The sequence below is a fragment of the Acrocarpospora phusangensis genome (assembly GCF_016862995.1).
Taxonomy (GTDB): domain Bacteria; phylum Actinomycetota; class Actinomycetes; order Streptosporangiales; family Streptosporangiaceae; genus Acrocarpospora; species Acrocarpospora phusangensis.
In genome coordinates this window covers 229487-248697 of sequence record NZ_BOOA01000001.1, presented here as the reverse complement: position 1 = coordinate 248697, position 19211 = coordinate 229487, and the positions used below count along the sequence as shown (strand labels likewise).

The 19211-nt window shown below is 71.4% G+C and carries 16 protein-coding genes; 12 read left to right on the top strand and 4 right to left on the bottom strand.

Features of this window, described 5'->3' with window-relative positions; all coding sequences use genetic code 11:
* Positions 1-11: 11 nt before the first annotated feature.
* Both Aph01nite_RS01050 and Aph01nite_RS01045 read left to right on the top strand, forming a co-directional pair.
* Positions 12-530, top strand: coding sequence for a flavin reductase family protein (locus Aph01nite_RS01050; RefSeq protein WP_204038769.1), 519 nt, complete (start codon positions 12-14; stop codon positions 528-530).
* On the top strand, positions 527-1900 hold the full coding sequence (locus Aph01nite_RS01045; protein WP_204038768.1) for a cytochrome P450: 1374 nt from the start codon (positions 527-529) through the stop codon (positions 1898-1900). Before Aph01nite_RS01050 ends, Aph01nite_RS01045 begins: the two co-directional genes overlap by 4 nt.
* Before the next feature lie 69 nt (positions 1901-1969).
* Here the strand turns inward: Aph01nite_RS01045 and Aph01nite_RS01040 are convergent, their stop codons facing one another.
* The gene (locus Aph01nite_RS01040) at positions 1970-2695 is read right to left on the bottom strand and encodes a helix-turn-helix transcriptional regulator (RefSeq protein ID WP_275418196.1); all 726 of its coding nucleotides are present in this window, start codon (positions 2693-2695) and stop codon (positions 1970-1972) included.
* A gap of 424 nt (positions 2696-3119) precedes the next feature.
* Positions 3120-4058, bottom strand: a complete 939-nt coding sequence (locus tag Aph01nite_RS01035; RefSeq protein WP_204038766.1) for a ParB/RepB/Spo0J family partition protein — start codon at positions 4056-4058, stop codon at positions 3120-3122.
* A 257-nt stretch (positions 4059-4315) separates the two neighbouring features.
* On the opposite strand from Aph01nite_RS01035, the gene Aph01nite_RS01030 reads away from it, so the two are divergent.
* The 5 genes from Aph01nite_RS01030 to Aph01nite_RS01010 all read left to right on the top strand — a co-directional run bounded on the left by Aph01nite_RS01030 (position 4316) and on the right by Aph01nite_RS01010 (position 9498).
* The gene (locus Aph01nite_RS01030; RefSeq protein ID WP_204038765.1) at positions 4316-4882 is read left to right on the top strand and encodes a DUF5987 family protein; all 567 of its coding nucleotides are present in this window, start codon (positions 4316-4318) and stop codon (positions 4880-4882) included.
* Positions 4879-6534 carry a GMC family oxidoreductase N-terminal domain-containing protein gene (locus tag Aph01nite_RS01025; protein ID WP_204038764.1) on the top strand — a complete coding sequence of 552 codons (1656 nt, stop codon included), beginning with the start codon at positions 4879-4881 and terminating at the stop codon, positions 6532-6534. Before Aph01nite_RS01030 ends, Aph01nite_RS01025 begins: the two co-directional genes overlap by 4 nt.
* Positions 6535-6637: 103 nt before the next feature.
* Positions 6638-7030, top strand: a complete 393-nt coding sequence (locus tag Aph01nite_RS01020) for an SgcJ/EcaC family oxidoreductase (RefSeq protein WP_204038763.1) — start codon at positions 6638-6640, stop codon at positions 7028-7030.
* A 19-nt stretch (positions 7031-7049) separates the two neighbouring features.
* Positions 7050-8294 (top strand): cytochrome P450 family protein, encoded by a 1245-nt coding sequence (locus Aph01nite_RS01015; RefSeq protein ID WP_204038762.1) that lies wholly within the window; start codon positions 7050-7052, stop codon positions 8292-8294.
* A gap of 19 nt (positions 8295-8313) precedes the next feature.
* A complete protein-coding gene (locus Aph01nite_RS01010; RefSeq protein WP_204038761.1) occupies positions 8314-9498 on the top strand; it encodes an acyl-CoA dehydrogenase family protein in 1185 nt (394 codons plus the stop codon).
* 89 nt (positions 9499-9587) lie between these two features.
* On the opposite strand, the gene Aph01nite_RS01005 is transcribed toward Aph01nite_RS01010, so the two are convergent.
* Entirely contained in the window at positions 9588-11372 is a 1785-nt protein-coding gene (locus Aph01nite_RS01005; protein ID WP_204038760.1) for an ABC transporter ATP-binding protein, read from the bottom strand.
* Positions 11369-13210 (bottom strand): ABC transporter ATP-binding protein, encoded by a 1842-nt coding sequence (locus tag Aph01nite_RS01000; RefSeq protein ID WP_204038759.1) that lies wholly within the window; start codon positions 13208-13210, stop codon positions 11369-11371. Before Aph01nite_RS01000 ends, Aph01nite_RS01005 begins: the two co-directional genes overlap by 4 nt.
* Positions 13211-13367: 157 nt before the next feature.
* Between Aph01nite_RS01000 and Aph01nite_RS00995 the strand changes: the two genes are divergently transcribed.
* The 5 genes from Aph01nite_RS00995 to Aph01nite_RS00975 all read left to right on the top strand — a co-directional run bounded on the left by Aph01nite_RS00995 (position 13368) and on the right by Aph01nite_RS00975 (position 19202).
* A complete protein-coding gene (locus Aph01nite_RS00995) occupies positions 13368-14354 on the top strand; it encodes a sigma-70 family RNA polymerase sigma factor (RefSeq protein WP_204038758.1) in 987 nt (328 codons plus the stop codon).
* 94 nt (positions 14355-14448) lie between these two features.
* Positions 14449-15612, top strand: coding sequence for an epoxide hydrolase family protein (locus Aph01nite_RS00990; protein WP_204038757.1), 1164 nt, complete (start codon positions 14449-14451; stop codon positions 15610-15612).
* Positions 15613-15770: 158 nt separating this feature from the next.
* Positions 15771-16943: an acyl-CoA dehydrogenase family protein gene (locus Aph01nite_RS00985; protein ID WP_204038756.1), complete on the top strand. Its 1173-nt coding sequence runs from the start codon at positions 15771-15773 to the stop codon at positions 16941-16943.
* Between the two features lie 11 nt (positions 16944-16954).
* Entirely contained in the window at positions 16955-18271 is a 1317-nt protein-coding gene (locus Aph01nite_RS00980) for an FAD-dependent oxidoreductase (protein ID WP_204038755.1), read from the top strand.
* Between the two features lie 4 nt (positions 18272-18275).
* Positions 18276-19202, top strand: coding sequence for a carboxymuconolactone decarboxylase family protein (locus tag Aph01nite_RS00975; RefSeq protein WP_204038754.1), 927 nt, complete (start codon positions 18276-18278; stop codon positions 19200-19202).
* The last annotated feature ends 9 nt before the right edge of the window (positions 19203-19211 follow it).

Sequence of the window (19211 nt, the reverse complement as noted above, 5' to 3'; positions counted from 1 at the left end):
GGGGGAATGACATGGCAGAACAGAAGATCCTTCGCCGCGCCTTCGGGAGGTTCGCCACCGGCGTCACCGTGGTGACCGTCGGCGGGACCGCCCCGCACGGCATGACCGCGAACTCCTTCACCTCCGTCTCGCTGGATCCGCCGCTCGTGCTGATCTGCGTGGACCGCGGCGCCATCATGCACGGCATGCTGCCCGCCGCCGGCTCCTTCGGGGTGAACGTGCTCGCGGCCGACCAGGAGGGGCTGGCCAGGCACTTCGCCAACCGCTGGCGGGTGCCCGGCCAGGAGCAGTTCGAGGACGTGGACTGGTTCCCCGGCACGCTCACCGGCGCGCCGATGCTCAACGCCAGCATCGCCCGCTTCGAGTGCGAGATCTGGCGCTCGTACGACGGCGGGGACCACACCATCTTCCTCGGCAAGGTGCTCTCCCACGACGAGGAGGCCGAGGAGGCGCTGCTGTTCTTCAACGGCAGGTTCCGGCACATCGACCTGAGCGAAGACCTGAGCGATCTGAGCGAGGTGAGGACATGACCGCCACGACCGGCGGCCAGTCCGGACAGCGGTCCCGGGCGGTCCCGCCCGGGCCGCCCCGGCGGGCCGCGCCCGGGCTGTTCGTCAAACTGGCCACCGACCGGCTCGCCCTGATGCGGGCCGCCGCCGACCAGTACGGCGACGCCGTCAAGATCTCCATGGGCCCCAAGACCCTCTACTTCTTCAACCACCCCGAGCACGCCAAGCACGTGCTCGCCGACAACGCCGCCAACTACCACAAGGGCATCGGCCTGGTGCAGGCCAAACGCGCCCTCGGGGACGGCCTGCTGACCAGCGAGGGCGACCTGTGGCGCAAGCAGCGCAAGATGATCCAGCCGGCCTTCCAGGCCAAGCGCATCGCCGCCCAGGCCGGCGTGGTGGCCGAGGAGGCCGCCGCGCTGGTCGGCCGGCTGCGCGCCAGGACCGGCCCCTTCGACGTGGTGGAGGAGCTGACCGCGCTCACCCTGGGCGTGCTCGGCCGTACGCTGCTGGACGCCGATCTGGGCGCCTACGGCGGGGTCGGGCACGCCTTCGAGGCGGTCCAGGACCAGGCCATGTTCGAGATGGTGACGCTCGGCGCGGTCCCGATGTGGGTGCCGCTGCCCAAGCAGCTGCGGTTCCGGCAGTCCCGCAAGGAGCTGCAGCACGTGGTGGACCGCCTGGTGGCCGAGCGCCGTACGCGCGCCGGCGACTGGGGCGACGACGTGCTGTCCAAGCTGATCCTGTCCACCGAGGCGGAGGACGACCCGGCGGTCGGGCGGCAGCGCATGACCGACGAGCTGATCACGCTCCTGCTGGCCGGGCACGAGACCACGGCCAGCACCCTCGGCTGGACGTTCTACCTGCTGGACCGCAACCCCGAGGTGGCCGAGCGGCTGCACGCGGAGGCGGTGGAGGTGCTGGGCGACCGCGCGCCGGTCTACGAGGACCTGCACCGCCTGCGGTACACCTCCATGGTGATCGAGGAGGCCATGCGGCTGTACCCGCCGGTGTGGATCCTCACCCGGCAGGCGCTCGCGGACGACGAGGTCGGCGGCTACCACGTTCCAGCGGGATCGGACGTGCTGGTGTGCCCGTACACGCTGCACCGGCATCCGGAGTTCTGGAGCGAGCCCGAGCGGTTCGATCCGGAACGGTTCAATCCCGACGTGCAGTCCGGACGGCCGCGCTACGCCTACATCCCGTTCGGGGCCGGGCCGCGCTTCTGCGTGGGCAACAACCTCGGGATGATGGAGGCGGCCTTCGTGACCGCCCTGGTGGCCAGGGACCTGCGGCTGAGCCGTGTGCCCGGCTACGAGGCCGTGCCGGAGCCGATGCTCTCGCTGCGCATGAAGGACGGCCTGCCCATGACGGTATCCCCGCGGAGCTGACATATGAGGCGCTGAAATAGGAGGGGCCACGGTCGTCCTTGACCGTGGCCTCGTCGTGCGTCCCCCATGTCACCCGGCTGATCTGAGCGCGACCTTCCGTACGTCGAGCAGCGCCATCAGGACAGGTGGGTCAAGAGGATGCGCCGGCCTGAGGTGCAGGTCGGCGGTCGTGATCCGGGCGTCGGGACCGATGGTGATCGGACCGACCCCGGCGACCGACGGCGCGTGCGCTCGGCTGAAGGGGTCACCGATGATCTCCTCTTCCCCGGGGGAGACCGCGTGCGAGAGCAGATGCCAGGAGCCCGGAGGAACATCCTCCAGCAGGTACGGGCCGGGGCTGTGCAGCACCGTGCACCGCAGCGGCCTGCCCTGGGGCACGCAGGTGGGGAAGAGCCCGACGAAGATCAGGCCGAGCCTGGCCGTCGAGGGCGCCCAGACCTCGCCCTGGATGGTGGAGGACCGGATCTCCGCGCCGATCGAACGGCTGTCGGGCACGATGCGGGTGGCGAAGCCGCCGTACTGCCGGTAGGTGGTGGGGGCGATGCCCACGCTGCTCTTGAAGCGCGAGCTGAAGGTTCCCACGCTCGTGTACCCGACCCGGTTGCTGATGTCGGCCACGCTGAGCGAGGTGGAGATGAGGAGCCGCTTGGCCTCCTGCAACCGGAGCGCGGACAGGAACCGACCGGGAGAGATCCCGGTGGCCTGACGGAAGACGCGGGAGAAGTGGAACTTGCTGAACATCGCGGTGCGAGCCATGTCATCGACTGTCAACTGCTCGCTGAGATTCTCATGCATGGTTTGAATAACTCGTCCGACGGCTCTTTCGATGGCCTCTTCCATTGCTGCTTCCCCTTGGCCAAAACGTCATTCGCGACTACATGTAGTCGGACGTTTGAAGATGTCACAGGTCCAATTATTCCCCACATGAATAGAGCTCGAATTCGCGCGCGTCCTCTGGTTAATTAGGTTTCCTTCTTCCGGGCAGCCTCCATTCACGCGTCGATGTCGAAAGGTTTGGCGGCGTCTCGGAGAATCACGCCACAGCGTTAAGAGACAATGGGTTGCCCCATCCTGTCAACCTTTCAGTTTCTGAACATGAAAGTTTCCCGTGTCACTTGCCGTGAACATTCGCGGGGGGTGCCCGGCCCGGTGCGAGACGTAATCGCACCAGGCCGTGGGCGTTTTACCGTCGGCGTTTGAAACCGCCCAGGGCCGTTGATCAGCCCGAATTCTCCCGGCGCTGGAGTTCGGTGGCGAACTGCCCCCACGCCTCGGCGCAGTCGCGGGCCAGCTGTGCCACGGAGTCCGCGCAGTGCGCCGGCACCGCGTCCACCAGGTCCTGCCAGTCGCCGACGGCGATCGACCGGGAGTGCAGCAGCCTGAGCAGCTCACGCCCGGGGTCGGTCAGCCGTAGCGAGGGGTCCTTCCGCAGGGTCTGCAGGATGCTGGGGGAGTCCTTCGGCTCCGGCCTGGGAGGCGCCGGCGCCGCTCGCGGCGGTCGCGGCCGTTCCGGGTCGGCGCCCCGGAGCAGCCGATGGCGCACGTCGTGGGCGGTGCCCAGGGAGACCCCCGCCGCTCGGGCGATCTCGCGGATGGACGCGTCCGGGTTGGCCGCGATCACCTCCGAGGCCCGCCGCCTGCCCTCCCCGCCGTCGAGCGGCCGCAGCCGCCCGTCCACGCCCAGCCGCTCGTTCGACTGCGGCGATTCCGCGGTCGAACGCCGGCGTACCGCGCCGACCGTCTTGGCGGCCAGCCCGGCGCACGCCGCGATGGCGCGATCGGAGAGCATGGGATGCGAGGCGATGATGCGCTCGGCGGCGGCCTTCCGGTCGGCCAGCGAGAGCGGCAGCCCGTGGGCCACGTTCTCCTGGACGGCCCGGAGGAACGCGTCCGCCTCGCTGCCGTCGAAGAACCGCACCTCGATGGTGTCCTGGCCGCGCATGGCGGCGGCCCGCACCCGGTGCATGCCGTCGATCACGCGCATCGTCTGGCGGTGCACGAGGATCGGCGGCAACGCGGTCTCCAGGCCCGCGAGCCGGATGAGATGGTCCGCGTCCTCCCCCGAGAGCCGGGGCGAGTCCGCGGGCCGCAGCGACGCCAGTTGAATCAGGCAGGGTGCATCGCGCCCGCCTGCCGGAGAATCAGGCGCACGTATCATCGGCCACCTCCACCGGCACGCGGCACACGTGACGGTTCCGAGTAGGACGGGTCCCCGGCCCCTCCCCACGGGGGGCTGATCTTTGCAAAATACCCCGGGCTCGCGCGGACCGGAACCCCGCGAGCCGCCGTGGCGTGAACGCCCACCGAGGACGGCATTTCGGAAGATGCACCGCAATCGGTGCTGAAACGACGATGTGGGAGTTCGATCGCGCGCGTCCACATGCCGACTCCACGGTACAAACGGGAGGAACGCTGATGCGACCCGACTTACCTCATCAAACCCACCAAACACTGACGTTAGAGGCGTTCGCCGACACTATCGTCCCCGGTGAGAAGCGGTTTCCGGACGACGTCGCCGTGGCCGGAGCCTCCTCCGGCGGCGGCGCCGTCGCGGCCGGCGCGCTCGAACTCCTGGGCGATCCGGCCACCGGCATCGCCACCGAACTCGGCGCGTTCGCGGACCTGCTCAACGAGCACGCTCGCGCGTACGCCGCCGAGCGCGGCCTGACCCCCGACCCGGAGCTGCCGCCGCTGGTCGGGCTGTCCTTCGCGGACCGGACCGAGCTGATCGCGAACCTGACCTCGCCGAGCCACCCGGAGCGGGAGATCTGGATCCTGGTCGCCCTGTTCAGCAACATGGCCTTCGACACCGGGGCCCACCTGCACACCGTCGACGCGATGGCGGCCGGCCATCCCGGCCTGGCCGCGATGGGCTTCTCCCGTCCGGACGCCGACGGGCTGTGGCGGTTCCCGGAGTACTCCTACGGCCGACCGCTGGCCGACCTCCATCCGGGCACGACCTCATCGGGGAGCCCCGCATGACCAACAGCAACGGCACGGAGCGCGTCGACGTCCTGGTCGTCGGGAGCGGGTTCGGCGGCGCCATCGCCGCCTACCACCTGGCGGCGGGCGGGGCGAGCGTGCTGGTCCTCGAACGCGGCCCCTGGCTGGAGGGCGAGGACTTCGACCACGACTTCAAGCTCGGCGCCTCCTACACGCGGATCTTCGACTTCGTGGTCGGCGACGGGATGAGCCTGCTCGGCGGCAACTGCGTCGGCGGCGGCAGCGTGGTGTACTTCGCCGCCATGCCGCGCGCCCCCCGGTTCGTCTTCGACCGGCAGGGCTCGATCGGCCGCCGGATGTGGCCGGCCTCGGTGACCAGGGACACGCTCGACCCCTGGTACGACCGGGTCACCGAGTCCCTCCCGGTCACCCGCCAGGACTGGAACGACGTCACCTACTCGGGCGGCCTGTTCGCGGCGGCCTGCGCGCACGCCGGGCGCACCGCCAACCCGGTGCCGGTGGCCATCGACGGGAGCAAGTGCACCAACTGCAACTGGATGATGGCCGGCTGCAAGTTCGACGCCAAACGCTCGCTGCTCTTCAACTACCTGCCCGCCGCGATCGCGCACGGCGCCCGGATCCGGCCCATGCACGAGGTGCAGAAGCTGACCCGCAACGCCGACGGCGGCTACCGGGTGCACTACAACGTCATCGACGACTCCGACTACCGGATCACCGTGGGCGGCGGCACCATCGACGCCAAGATCGTCATCCTGGCGGCGGGGGCCGGCGCCACGCCGGTGATCCTCCAGCGGTCCGAGCCCGAGCTCGGGAAGATGCCGCACGCGGTCGGGCGGTACTTCTCCGGCAACGGGGAGCGCCTGAACACGGCGATTCTCGACGAGGACCGGGTGCGCGACCTGCTCGGGCTGGCCAAGTCCGACGGGGTGCCGTACGCGGCGTCCCAGATCGGGAAGGGCCCGTGCGTGGCCAGCTGGGACCGTCTCGACGGCTCCCGGCCCGAGTACACCCGCTACTCGCTGGAGCAGCTCTACTTCCCGCCCGGGTTCGGCACCATCCTGGCGCAGGTGCCCGGCGCGACCGGGCCGACCTGGTTCGGCGCGGAGAAGAAGGAGATCGTCCGGCGCTGGCAGTCCTGGCTGACCATCTTCGCGATGACCGAAGACGACAACGAGGGCGTCTTCGGCCCGCCGCCGGCCACCGGGAACGCGATGCGCATCTCCCAGCAGATGCTGGGCCGGGGCCCGATCCGCTACGACCCGACCCCCAACACGCTGCGCGGCTGGGCCATGGCCGACGCCGACGTGAAGGACATCATGGAGCGCGACGGCCTGTCCCGGGTGATGCCGTGGACCAACGACGTGGTCGGCGCGTACACCGTGCATCCGCTGGCGTCCTGCCGGATCGGCGACGACCCGGCCACCTCGGCCCTGGACGACCGGCACGAGCTGCGCGGCCACCCGGGCATCTTCGTCACCGACGGATCGGCCGTGCCCGGCGCGCTGACCGTCAACCCGGCGCTCACCATCGCCGCGCTGGCCGAGCGGGCGATGCCCGGCATCGTCGCGGCGGCCCGGGCCCGCGGCGTGAACGTGGTGTACGGCGCGCCCGCCCCCGACGGCGCCACCTCGGCGCGCAACGCGGTGCTCCCGCTCCTCGTGCGGGACTGAACCGATCCCGGTACGCCGTGGCCGGGGGCAGCAACCACAGAGATGCAGCCCCCGGTCACGGATGGCAACGTCGAATACACAACCCCACCGAAAGGCAAGAGCAATGACCACTGCCCCATCCCGAGGTGCGGAACAGGCTCCCGGCCGGATCGTCGCCGCCTGGGCCAAGAACGACGGCGACGCCTTCGCGGCCGCCTGCACCGAGGACGCGAGCCTGATCCTCCCCGGCGTCTACCTGAAGAGCCGGGCCGAGATCCGCGACTTCATGACCGCCGCGTACGCGGGCCCGTTCAAGGGCACCCGGGTGCACGGCGACCCGCTCAGCCTGCGCTACCTCAGCGACGACGTGGCCGTGATCGTCACCCAGGGCGGCGTGCTGCACCCGGGCGACGAGAAGGTCACCCCCGAACGGGAGATCCGGGCGACCTGGGTGCTGACCAAGAAGGACGAGGGCTGGCTGATCGCCGCCTACCAGAACACCCCGACCGCGGCCTGACCGAGTTCTGGAGATCACTATGCAGGAGAACAAGTGCCCCGTGGCGCTCGACCCGACCGGTCGTGACTTCCACGGCGAGGCCGCGCGGCTGCGGGCCCAGGGGCCGGCCACCCAGGTCGAGCTGCCCGGCGGCGTCGTGGTGTGGGACGTCAACAGCTACGCGGTGGCCAAGAAGCTGCTGGCGGACCCGCGGGTGACCAAGAGCGCCCGCAACCACTGGCCGGCGTTCTACACCGGGCAGATCCCCCAGGACTGGGAGCTGATCAGCTGGGTGGCGATGGACAACATGGTCACCGCGTACGGCAAGAACCACCAGCGCCTGCGGAAGCTGGTCTCCAAGGCGTTCACCCCGCGCCGGTCCGAGGCCATCCGGCCGAGGATCGAGGAACTGGTCGACGAACTGCTCGACGGCCTGGCCACCGCCGCCCCCGGCGAGGTCGTGGACCTGCGCGAGCGGTTCGCCTACCCGCTCCCGGCCCGGCTGGTGGCCGACCTGATCGGCCTGCCCGAGGCGGCCAGGCGCAAGGCCAACGAGGTCATCGACATGATGGTGAACACCACCGTCACGCCGGAGGAGGCGCAGGCCACCCTGATGGGCTGGCGGATGGCGATGGAGGACCTGATCGCCGCCAAGCGCGCCACCCCCGGCGAGGACATGACCTCCGACCTGATCGCCGCCCAGGAGGAGGACGGCTCCCGCCTCAACGACGGCGAGCTGGCCGACACCATCTTCGCCATCCTCGGCGCGGGCTCGGAGACCACGATCAACTTCATGGACAACTCGGTCACCCTCCTGCTGACCCACCCCGACCAGCGCGAGCTGCTCATGTCGGGCAAGGTCACCTGGAACGACGTGATCGAGGAGGTGCTCCGGGTCGAGTCGCCCCTCGGCCACCTGCCCCTCCGGTACGCGGTCGAGGACATCGACCTGGGCGAGGGCGTGGTCATCCCGCAGGGCGACCCGATCCTGATCAACTACAGCGGGGCCGGCCGCGACCCGGCCCTGCACGGCGACTCGGCCGAGACGTTCGACCTCACCCGCGAGAACAAGGAACACCTCTCGTTCGGGTACGGCGTGCACTACTGCCTCGGCGCCTCGCTGGCCCGGCTGCTGGCGACCATCGGCCTGACCCGCCTGTGGGAGCGGTTCCCGGACATGACCCTCGCGGTCGAGCAGGACGAGCTGGAGCCGCTGCCCACGTTCATCATGAACGGCCACCGGTCGCTGCCGGTCCGGCTGACCCGCGTGCCGGCCACGGTCTAGACGGTCTAGGGAGGCAAACGTGCACACAACGGAGATACCCCAGCGTGCGGAGATGCTCCGCCGGGCCACCGACCTGGTCCCCCTGATCAGGGAACGCGCCCCGGGGGCCGAGCAGTCGCGGCGCATGGACGACGACGTGGTCGACGCCCTGACCGAGACCGGCATCCTCAAGATGCGGGTCCCGGTCCGGTACGGCGGCTTCGAGTCCGACACCCGCAGCCTGGTCGACGTCGGCATCCAGCTCGGCCGGGGCGACGGCGCGGTCGGGTTCACCGTGGCCCTGTGGTGGATCACCTCCTGGATCGTCGGGCTCTTCCCCGACCCGGTGCAGGACGAGGTCTGGGGCAGCGACCCCGACGCCCGGGTCTGCGGGACCCTCGCCCCGACGGGCATGGCCACCGCCGTGGACGGCGGCATCCTGGTGAACGGCCGGTGGGCGTTCAACAGCGGCGCCGCGCACAGCCAGTGGAAGATGCTCTCGGCGGTGCTGGCCGGACCCGACGGAGGCGGCGAGCCGGTCATGGCGCTGGTGCCGATCAAGGACATCCAGGTCGTGGACGACTGGCACGTGTCCGGGCTGCGGGCCACCGGCAGCGTCTCGATGGTGGCCGACAACCTGTTCATCCCGCAGGACCGGGTCATCGCCATCGCGCCGCTGATGATGCAGCAGTACGCGTCCAAGCTCAACGCGGACCGGCCGATCTACCGGTGCCCGATGATCCCGTCCGCGTCCGCGTCCACGATCGGCAAGGTGGTCGGCCTGATGATGAACGCCAGGGAGGCGTTCTTCGAGCGGCTGCCCGGCCGGGGCATCACGTACTCCGGCTACACCGACCAGCGCGCGGCCCCGCTCACCCACCACCAGGTGGCCGAGGCCGCGATGAAGATCGACGAGGCCGAGTTCCACGCGTACCGGCTGGCCGACCTGGTCGACGCCAAGTGCGCGGACGGCGGAACCTGGTCGGTCACCGAGCGGGCGCTGGCCCGGGTCGCGATGGGCCGGGTCTGCCAGCTGGCGCACGACGCGATCGGCGTCTACAACACGGCGAGCGGCGGCTCCTCCATCTACGACGCGGTCCCGATCCAGCGGATCACGCGGGACATGGAGGCGATCAACCTGCACGCCCTCAACCACCCGAACACCAACATGGAGCTGTACGGCCGGGTGCTCTGCGGCCTGGAGCCGGACAGCCCCTACCTGTAGGACGCGAGAACTCCAGCGAAAACGACGAGAGTCCAGGCCCGCGGGTGCGGGTCTGGACTCTCGCCGTTCGGGGATTACCAGGCGTGGCTTCAGCTGTACGCCCTGGCCTGCAGGGCGAACAATTCGGAGTAGAGCCCGCCGGATTCGGCGAGCTCGGCGTGGGACCCGGATTCGGCGATCCGGCCGTCCTGGACGACGATGATCAGATCGGCCATCCGGACGGTGGAGAAGCGGTGGGACACGAACAGGGTGATCGCGCCGGTGGCGGCGCTGACCCGGCGGGCCTGCTCGGCGTACCGCTCGAAGAGGGCGTGCTCGGCCTGCGGGTCGAGGGCCGAGGTGGGTTCGTCGAGCACCAGCAGCAGCGGCGCGGAGCGCATCAGCGCGCGGCCGAGCGCGAGCTTCTGCCACTGGCCGCCGGAGAGTTCCGCGCCGTCGGCGTAGGTCTTGCCGAGCTGGGTGCGCAGTCCGTCGTCCAGCTGGTCCAGCACGTCGCCGGCCTGGGCCCGGGTGAGCGCGTCGCGGATGCCGTCCTCGTCGGAGAGCCGGGGGAGGTCGCCGACGCCGACGGTCTCGCCGGCGGGGAACTCGTACCGGACGAAGTCCTGGAAGCCGGCCGCGATGCGCTCCCGCCAGTCCGCCATCGGGACCTCGGCCAGGTCGACGCCGTCGGCCAGGACCTGGCCGCGGGTCGGCCGGTAGAACCCGCACAGCAGTTTGACCAGGGTGGTCTTGCCGGCGCCGTTCTCGCCGACGATGGCGACCGTGCTTCCGGCGGGCAGCCGCAGGTTCACCTCACCCAGCACCGGGGTCGCGGTGCCGGGGTAGGTGAACGACACGTCCCGCAGGGCGATCCCGTCGCGCAGCCGATCGGGCGGCGACTGATCGGGCCGGCTCGGTCCGGTCGCGGTGACGACCTCGGTGAGCCCGGCCAGCCTGCGGTACGCGGCGGCCATGCGCTGCAGGTCCTGCAGCAGCGTGACGGCGGTGGTGACCTGCTGGTTCACCTGGGCCGCGAGCGCGATGACCAGCACCACGTCGCCGACCCCCCGCCGCCCGGTGATCGCGTCCCGGACCACCAGGAGGACCGCGCCGACGTACGCCAGCGCGAAGATGATCTGCCCGGCCGCGCGCACCCAGGTCGCGGCCAGGTGCGCGCGGACCAGGCCGCGCGTGGCGGTCGCCCACACCCGGCGGTGCCGCCCGCGCAGCTCGTCGGCCAGCCGGAACACGCGCAGCTCACCCGCCAGCCTGGCCGAGGTGGTCAGGTGGAACAGGTTGAGCGCGACCCGGGTGGGCTCGGCGGTGGCGGTCCTGGCGCGGTCGCTGATGCGCTCGGCGAAACGGCCGGTCAGCAGCGGCGGCAGGGCGGCGAGCGGCAGCAGCAGCAGCCACGGGTTGACCCGGGCCAGCAGCACGGCGGTGAGCGCGACGGCCAGCACCAGGCCGATGCTGTTGAGCAGGGCCTCCAGGCCGACCCGGAACTGGCGGGCCTCCTGCTGGAGCACGGTGAGGGTGTCGGCGTGTTCCGGCCGCTCGTGGTGCTCGATCCCGGCCGAGTCGTTGGAGAGCGTGATGAGCTGCTCGGCGAAGTCCAGCTCGGCCAGCTCGGAGAGCTCGAAATAGGCCAGGTGGGCGAAATGCCCGAACGTGAGGACGGCCACGGCGAGCCCGGCCACGGCCACCCCGGCCCAGGCCGCCTGCCCGGTGTCGCCCGCGACCACGGCGCCGGTCATCCAGGCCAGGGCGGCCGCGAGCGCGGGGGCGGCCACCGCGCCGGACACCATCAGGACCACCGAGACGACCGTCTTGCGGCGGTCCATGCGCCAGGCGGTCGTGATCATCTTGACCGAGCCGGTGAGCAGGTCCCTCATGCGGGCACCTCGCTGCCGGTGAAGCGGTCGGCCTGGAGCCGGAACAGGGTCGCGTAACGACCCTCCCGCGCCAGCAGGTGCTCGTGGGTGCCCTGTTCGATGATGCGGCCGTGTTCCAGGACCACGATCAGGTCGGCCTGCCGCACGGTGGAGAAGCGGTGCGAGATGAGCAGGGTCGTCGCCCCCTGGGTGAGCTCGGCGAAGGACTCGAAGAACTGGGCCTCGGCGCGGACGTCCAGGCTGGCGGTGGGTTCGTCCAGGACCACGATGGGGGAGCCGTGGCGGAGCGCGAACAGGGCCCGCGCCAGGGCGACCCGCTGCCACTGGCCGCCGGACAGCTCGGCGCCGCCGGTCAGGTGGCGGGCCAGCGGGGTGTCCAGGCCGAGCGGGAGCGCGTCCAGGGTCTCGGCCAGCCCGACCGCCTCGGCGGCCTCCCTGATCCCGGCGCGGTCGTCCATCGCGGAGACCGCGCCGAAGGCGATGTTGTCGGCGGCGGGGGCCTCGTACCGGGCGAACTCCTGGAAGATGACGCCGAGCTTGGCGCGCCAGACCTCCACCGGGTAGCTGGCGATGTCCACGCCGTCGGCGCGGATGGTGCCGGAGGTCGGCTCGTACAGGCGGGCCAGGAGTTTGACCAGGGTGGTCTTGCCGGCGCCGTTCAGGCCGACGATGGCGGTGCAGCGGCCGACGGGGAAGGTCAGGTTGAGGTTCTCGAAGATCGGGCGGCTCTGGCCCGGGTAGCGGAAGGTGACGTCCTCGAACTGGATGGTCCAGACCGGGTCGGGGATGCGCGACGGCGGCCACGGCCGGGACGCCGGTGCCGGCGGCGTCTCGATGCGGCGGGTGAAGCGCAGCACCCGGTCGTACGCCTCCATGCCCACGGCGGTCTGCAGGTCGGCCTCCGGGTAGTACTCCGACAGCCGCAGCGCGCCCAGGCAGGCCTGCATGACCAGCACGAACTGGGTGAGGGTGAGCGTGCCCGCCGCCCCGGCCGCGCCGAAGACGGCGGCCATCACGGCGAGCGTCCACAGCGCGAACCCGACGAACGGCCACAGGTAGACGCGCCTGCGTTCGGCCCACATGGGTTTCAGCCAGGCCAGGTACGACTCCCGCAACCGGCCCCGCAGCCACCCGGCCAGCCCGAAGACGCGGATCTCCTTCCCCGCGGGCGGCTGGATGGCCAGGTCGCGGAAGTAGTCGCCCTTGCGTTCCGCCGGGCCTAGGGCGAAGCGCACCTTCACGTACTTGCGCAGGCCGCCGCGCTGGCCGTACCGGAAGAGGAGGACGGCGACGGCGAGGCCGGCGGAGGCCGGCCAGGAGAACATCAGCCCGACCACGACGGCGTAGCCGGTGAGCTGGGTGTAGCGGGCCAGCAGCGCGAGCAGCCCCGCGCACGCCTGGCCGGGGCTCTGCACGCCGAACTCCAGCTCGCGGGCGGCCGTCCGGAGCGCGTCCACGGCCTCCTGGTCCTCCAGCGGCGCGACGCTCTGGCTGCGCAGCGCGGCGCCCATCAGCTCGTCGTAGATCTGCCCGTCGATGCGCCGGGCGAGCAGCTCGCCGAGCGTGGACTGGAGCGGCGCGAAGACCTGCTGCCCCACGAACGCGGCGGCGGCCACCACGAAGACGGCGACCAGCGAGTCCCAGGCGGCCGAGTCCAGGCCGTCCGTGACGGCGGCGGGCACCCGTCCCAGCACCACGCTGGTGGCCACCACGAACACCACCGGCAGCACGCCGAGCGCCAGGTTGACCAGGCACAGCAGCAGGACCAGCCCGCGCCCGCCACGCGGCACCTGCCGGGCGATCAGCCACCGGGCGGTCACCAGTTCCAGGGCGCGCATGCCACCTCCCGTTCCCGCCGGTTCCGACTCCACATGTACAGACCAGACAACCGTCTAAAACTCATCGGCCCGGCTGAAGATCAGGTAGGGACAAGCCGGGGAAGGATGATTACGGTGGGACCTGACAGTCTTGGCCGCCCGGAGCAAGGGGTGTCGGATGGCAGATCGTGTGGTAGATCGTGAGCGCGACTTCACCCGTCTGGCCGATCCGTACCGGCGCGAGCTGCTGGCCCACTGCTACGGCATCCTGGGGTCGGTGGACGAGGCGGAGGACCTGGTCCAGGAGACGTACCTGCGGGCGTGGCGGGCCTATGAGCAGTTCGAAGGGCGCTCGTCGATCCGTACCTGGCTCTACCGGATCGCCACCAACGCCTGCCTGACCGCGGTCGAGCAGCGGAACCGGCGGCCGATGCCCACCGGGCTCGGCGGCCCCTGCGAGGACCCGGAGCAACTGCCGCCGGCCCAGCCGGAGATCCCGTGGCTCCAGCCGCTGCCGGACGCGCTGATGCGCCCCGAGTGCGTGGACCCGGCCGCCATCGTCGGCTCCCGGGAGACCGTGCGGCTGGCGATGGCCGCCGCGCTCCAGCACCTGCCGCCCCGGCAGCGCGCCGTGCTGCTGCTGCGCGACGTCTTCGAGTGGCGGGCGGGCGAGGTGGCCGAACTGCTGGACACCACGACGGCGGCGGTCAACAGCATGCTGCAGCGGGCCCGCGCGCAGCTCGGCGAGGTGTCGGCGGACGACGACTACTCCGAGCCCGCCCGCAGGGACCAGCGCGAGCTGCTGGACCGGTGGGCCGCCGCGATGGAGAGCGCCGACGTGGCCGCGCTGATGCGGCTGCTCGACGAGGACGCGGTCTGGGAGATGCCGCCGTTCGCGGCCTGGTTCACCGGGCGCGCCGCGATCGGGCGCCTGATCGCCCTCCACTGCCCGGCCGGGCCCGGCGACACGCTCATGGTCCCGACCCGGGCCAACGGGCAGCCCGCGTTCGCCTTCTACCTCCGCGAGGACGCGAACGCGCACCGGGCCTACGCCATGCACGTGCTCAGCCTGCGCGCCGGATTCGTGCGCCGTGTGTCGGTTTTCTTCTCCCCTGAGCTGTTCGGTTCATTCGGACTTCCGATGGAGTACGCCGCCGTCGGCTGAACGGCATTTCAGGAGATGCGTCGCGGCCTTGCCGGGCCGACGATGAATAGGCGATGCCCGAAATGTCATGGCCTATTCTGGAAGGTGGCAGGAAATGCGTCCTTTTCGCATTGAAATCCCGCAGGCCGATCTGGACGACCTGCACGACCGGCTGGCCAGGACCCGATGGCCCGCCGAGCCGCCCGGCGCCGGCTGGAGCCGCGGCGTCCCCCTCGACTACCTGCAGGAGCTGGCCGAGTACTGGCGGACCGGCTTCGACTGGCGGGCCGCCGAGGCCAGGCTCAACGAGCACCCCCAGTTCGTCACCGAGATCGACGGCGCCAACGTGCACTTCATCCACGTGCGCTCGCCCGAGCCCGACGCCACCCCGCTCATCATCACCCACGGCTGGCCCGGCTCCGTGGCCGAGTTCCTGGACGTGATCGGCCCCCTCACCAACCCCCGCGCGCACGGCGGCGACCCCTCCCAGGCCTTCCACGTCGTCATCCCGTCGCTGCCCGGCTTCTGCCTGTCCGGCCCGATCGCCGAGACCGGCTGGGACTCCTGGCGGGTCGCCCGCGCCTGGGCCGAGCTGATGCGCCGCCTCGGCTACCAGCGGTACGTGGCCCAGGGCGGCGACTGGGGCATGATGATCTCCTTCGAGCTGGCCCAGGTGGCGCCGGAGAACGTCATCGGCGTGCACGTGAACATGCTGGTCACCTTCCCCAGCGGCGACCCGGCGGACATGGCCGCGCTCACCCCGCAGGAGATGGCCGGCCTCGGCAAGCTGCTCAACTTCGACCAGGAGATGTCGGCGTACTTCAAGCTCCAGGCCACCCGGCCGAACACGCTCGGTTACGCCCTGACGGACTCGCCCGTCGGCCAGCTCGCCTGGATCGTTGAAAGATTCATGGACTGGACCGACGCGGAGAAGGCCCCCGAGGACGCCGTGGACCGGGACCAGCTCCTCACCAACGTCGCGCTCTACTGGTTCACCCGCACCGCCATCTCCTCCGGCCACCTCTACTACGAGACCACCGACCGCACCGCCTCCAACGTGGTGGCCAAGTGGGGCGGCCCCTGGCCGGTCAGCGCGCCCGTCGGCGTGGCCGTGTTCGCCGGCGACGCCACCGCGCCGATCAGGTCCTGGGCGGACCGCCTGGTCCCCACCATCAGCCACTGGAGCGAGCTCCCGCGCGGCGGCCACTTCGCCGCCATGGAGGAGCCCGACCTGTACGTCTCCGACGTCCGCGCCTTCGGCCGGTCCCTGCGCGCCTGAACGTTTCATGCCCGCCCGGTGATCCACTCAGCCGGACACCGGCGACGCCGGCAATTCACCGCGCGAATTCCAGCCGCCGCGAATTAACGCGGCGCGCGTTTTCCGGCGCCCCGGAAAACGCCGATGCATCCGTTATTCGGAATTATTAGGAGGCCCGGGTGAAACACGCCCAAGCGCCAGCCCAGGAAGAGCTCGTCCAGCGCGCCGCGGACCTGGTTCCGCTGCTGCGGTCCCACGCGCTCGCCACCGAGGACAGCAGAGTGCTGGCCCCCGACTCGCTCGACGCGCTGCGCGACGCCGGGATCTTCCGGATGCGCGTCCCCGCCCGGTACGGCGGCTACGAGAGCGACGCCCGCACGATGGTCCGGGTGGCGTCCGAACTCGGCCGCGGCGACGGCTCCACCTCGTGGGTCGCCTCGGTCTGGTGGATCACGTCGTGGATGGCCTCGATGTTCCCCGACGCGGTGCAGGACGAGGTCTTCGACTCCCCGGACACCCGGCTGTGCGGCACGCTCAGCCCGACCGGCATGGCCGTACCGGGCAATGGCGGTTCGGTGCTGAACGGCAAGTGGAGCTTCATGAGCGGCGCCCGGCACAGCACCTGGCAGGTGATCGTCGCGGTCACCCCCACCCCGGAGGGCCACCAGCCGATCATGGCCCTGGCGCCGCTGTCGGACCTGCAGCTCGTGGACGACTGGCACACCTCGGGCCTGCGCGGCACCGGCAGCATCACCACGATCGCCCAGGACGTCTTCATCCCGGCCGAGCGCATCCTGCCCCTGGGCGGCATCCTGCACGAGCAGTACGCCTCCAAGCTCAACGCGGAGAGCGCCGTCTACCGCAACCCGCTGCTCCCGGTGGCCTCGGCCTCCTCGGTGGGCACCGTGGTCGGCATGGCCAAGGGCGCCTGGGACGCGTTCTTCGAGCGGCTGCCCGACCGGCACATCACCTACACCGCCTACACCAGCCAGCGGGAGGCCCCGCTCACCCACTTCCAGGTGGCCGAGGCGTCGCTCCTGATCGACGAGGCCGAGTTCCACGCGCTCCGGCTGGCCGGCCAGGTGGACGAGAAGTCCGGTACGGAGTGGACGCCCGAGGAGCGGGCCAGGGCCCGCGCCGACATGGGCGCGGTCTGCGACCTGGCCAAGCGGGCGGTGGACCTGCTCACCACGGCGAGCGGCGGCTCGTCCATCTACAACGACGTGCCGATGCAGCGCATCCAGCGGGACATGCAGGCGGTCAACCTGCACGCGCTCATGCATCCGGACACCAACCGGGAGCTCTACGGCCGCATCCTCTGCGGGATGCCGCCCAATACCTTCTACCTCTAGAGGAGCGGACTATGCGGAACCGCGCGGTGGTGCTGGGCGGCGGGATGGCCGGACTGGTGGCCGCCAGAGTGCTGTCGGAGCAATTCGAGGAAGTCCTGCTGGTGGACCGTGACCAGCTGGCCGGGGTGGACGAGCCGCGCCGGGGCGTACCGCAGGGCGGCCACGCGCACGGCCTGCTGGCCAAGGGCCAGGAGGTCCTGGAGGGCATGTTCCCCGGGCTCACCCGGGAGCTGGCCGACGCCGGCATCCCCATGGGCGACATGGGCGTCAACCTGCGCTGGTACTTCAACGGCCGCAGGCTCCAGCCGGCCGAGACCGGGTTGAAGGTCATCTCGGCCACCCGGCCGGAGCTGGAGAGCGCCGTGCGGGACCGGGTGCGGGCGCTGCCCAATGTCACGTTCCTGGAGCACCACGTCATCCTCTCCCTCACGGTGACGGCGGACCGGAGCCGGATCACCGGCGTCAAGATCGCGCCCGAGGGCGAGGGCGCGGAGCGGGAGATCACCGCCGACCTGGTGGTGGACGCCACCGGCCGCGGCTCCCGTACGCCCGCCTGGCTGGCCGAGATGGGCTACCCGCGCCCCGAGGAGGAGCGCTTCAAGATCGGCCTGTCCTACACCACCTGCCACTACCGGCTGCGCGAGAACGTGCTCGGCGAGGACATGGCCATCCTCTGCGTGGCCACGCCGGACAACCCGCGCGGCGCGTTCTTCTCCCGGCTGAACGACCGCTACCTGCTCTCGCTCACCGGCATGCTGGGCGACCAGGCCCCCACCGACCCGGAGGGGCACCTGGCCTTTGTCAAGTCGCTGCCGGTGCCGGACATCTACGAGGCCGTGCACGACGCGACCCTGCTGGACGAGCGGGTGGCCTTCCGCTACCCGGCCAGCGTGTGGAAGCACTACGAGCGGCTGAGCCGCTTCCCGCTGGGCCTGCTCGTGGTCGGCGACGGCGTGTGCAGCTTCAACCCGGTGTACGGCCAGGGCATGACGGTCGCCGCCCTGGAGGGCCTCACCCTGCGCGAGCACCTCAAGCACGGCGGCCTGCCGGACGCCAGGGCGTTCTTCACCGACGTGGCCAAGGTCATCGAGGCGCCCTGGGGGGTCGCGGCCGGCGGCGACCTCAGCTACCCCGGCGTGGAGGGGGAGCGGACCGAGCAGGTGCAGATGGCCAACGCGTACATGGACCGGTTGCGGGAGGCGGCCAGGAACGACGGCGCCCTCACCGCCGCGTTCATGATGGTGGCCGGGCTCATCGAGCCGGTGGAGACGCTGTTCGCCCCGGACATGATGGAACGCGTCGCCGCGGGCGCGGGCCGGAACGCCTAGTCCGGTGGTCGTCCGGAAGGCGTTGCGCAGGTCCCTCGCCCAGGTCCGGCATGTCACGCCGGTACCGCCAGGGGCGGCGAGGGGTCTGGTGGCGGACGTGTACGCCCAGGTGGAACGTGACTTCGGGATGCTGGCCCCGCCGGTGGCGCTGCACTCGGCGGCGCCGGAGGTGATGGCCGGGGTGTGGATGCTGCTGCGCGAGTCCCTGCTCGCCCGGGGGCTCGTGCCGCGCGCGGCCAAGGAGCTGGTGGCCACCGAGGTGTCCCGGGCCAACGCCTGCCCGTACTGCGTGGACGTGCACGGCGCGACCCTGCGCGGGCTCGGCGGGCCGGTCCCGGGGATGCCGGAGCCGGGACCCGAGGTCACGGGAACGCGGCTGACGTTCCACTACCTCAATCGCATGGTCAACGTGTTCCTCGGCGAATCCCCACTCCCGCCCGAGGTGCCCGGGGCCGTGCGCGGCGGCGCGCTGCGCGTCCTCGGCACCATGATGGGGGCGTCGGCGCGCCGGCCGCGGCCGCCGGGCGAGTCGCTCCGGCTGCTGCCGGCGGCGCCGCTCCCGGACGAGCTGCGCTGGGCCGAGGACAGCGCGCACGTGGCGGGCGCGGTCGCCCGGGCGACCGCGGCCGTCTCCCAGGCGGGCGAACGCTCGGTGCCGGAGCCGGTGCGGGAGCTGGTCACGGCCGAGGTCGCCAAGTGGGACGGCGCCGCGCCCGGGCTGAGCCGGCACTGGACGGACGACGCGGTGGCCGTGCTCGATTCAGGGCACCGGCCCGCCGGCCGGCTCGCCCTGCTCACCGCGATGGCCTCCTACCAGGCCGGATCGGCGGTGGCCGAGTTCCGGGAGCGCGAGCCGGGAGACCGGGCGTTGCTGGAGCTCACCGCCTGGGCGAGCATGGTGGCGGCCCGCGCTCGCGCCGGCCTCTCCTGAGCGGGTCCC